This is a genomic window from Nocardiopsis sp. NPDC058631 (assembly GCF_042716955.1).
GTDB lineage: Bacteria > Actinomycetota > Actinomycetes > Streptosporangiales > Streptosporangiaceae > Nocardiopsis.
Genome location: NZ_JBHXQY010000204.1, coordinates 1 through 1,406, shown reverse-complemented (window position 1 = coordinate 1,406; position 1,406 = coordinate 1). Strand labels below are relative to the sequence as shown.

The window sequence follows — 1,406 nt, the reverse complement described above, 5'->3', positions numbered from 1 at the left end:
TCAGCTGTTGCTTTCCTGCTTTAGGTCCGTTCCGTCCGGGCACGACCGTCGGTCCCGTCAGTCCTCAACCGTCGCTGCCCCGCTGGACGTCCACGTGGACGTGGTCCAGGTGCCGCAGGATCTCGTTGTCCGGGTCGGCCTCGTAGTCGCGCCAGCCCAGCGACGGGTAGGAGGTGCTCCAGATGCGGTCGTCGAAGATGATCACGTCGATGTCGTAGTCCGGGGCGTGCGCGATCAACCAGTGCGCCATCACCCAGCCCTCGCGCCGGTTGTCCTCGTCGACCGGCCGGTAGAAGATGTCGATCGCCCGGCCCTCGTAGTGCGCGGAGCCCTCACCGTGCCCGGTGTCGTAGCCGCCCGGGTAGTAGCCGCCGAGGCTGAGGTCGGAGAAGTCCTCCTCCACGCCGTCCTTGAGCTCCTGGGCCCGCGGAGTCAGACCGGAGGGCTCCAGGTCCTCCTGGACCCCCAGTTCACGGTCCTTGACGGACCGGCAGGTCAGCGAGGGGCCGGCGTCGTCCTCCGGGCCCTCCTCCAGGACCGCCGTCACGGCGTCGGGGATGTCGTCCGTGTCGGGGGCCCCGATCGGGGCGGAGTCGCCCTGCACGGAGACGGCGGCGGCCGTGGTCGCCCGCTGCGCCTGGTCGCGGTCGAGGCGGACCTGTTCCTCACCGGTCCACACCGAGCACTCGGGCCCCCACGGCGTCGACACGGGGAGCACCTCGTTCCTGGCCACCCAGCGGGAGCCGACGACCGCGACGACGCCCAGCACGGCCAGGATCGCCACGGCGACCACCAGCCCGTGCCAGCGGCGTTCGGGCCGTGCGCTTCTGTGTCTCATGCCCTCTGCCTCTCCGCGTTCGTGCCGGGCGGCGTCCGGACGCCGTGGCACGCGTTCAACAGTGATCAACCTCCGACGATTCCGTCAGATTTCAGGCACTGGGGACATTTTGCCCAGATTACTGTCGGTCTACCGTCGCGGAGCACGACAGGCGAGGGGTCACCTGATGGACCAGAGAACGAAAAGGCCACCCAGGACCAGGGTCATCGCCCAGATCCGGTCCATGGTGACCCCCCTCCACCGCGGGGCGTGCGCCCCCGGGAAGTCGTAGGCGATCAGAGCCGCGACCCCGGCAGCGAACAGCATCGCCGCCGTGTGCACTCCCGTCGCGGCCAACCCGGTCAGGGCCGCGTCCCACAGAGTCCACGCGCCATCACCCGCCCCGTCCGAACCGGGCACCGCCCCGGACCCCGCGGCCGCGCCCCCGGCGGTGGCCGCCGCGACGGCGGGCAGGGAGCGCAGTACCTCGGAGCGCCCCCCTTCCTGGAGGCCGCGGGGGAGGGCCTCAGGCCCGTTCGTGCGCCGCGCAACGCGACGGCGCCCGGGGCCCCGCAGGGCACCCGGGCGC

At 71.8% G+C, this 1,406-nt stretch carries 1 protein-coding gene and 1 pseudogene; both read right to left on the bottom strand.

The features are described from left to right. Positions 1–64: 64 nt before the first annotated feature. Positions 65–838, bottom strand: coding sequence for a hypothetical protein (locus ACFWTE_RS29965; RefSeq protein WP_378783319.1), 774 nt, complete (start codon positions 836–838; stop codon positions 65–67). 159 nt (positions 839–997) lie between these two features. Then, a pseudogene (locus tag ACFWTE_RS29960) lies at positions 998–1,406 on the bottom strand (hypothetical protein); the annotation flags it as partial.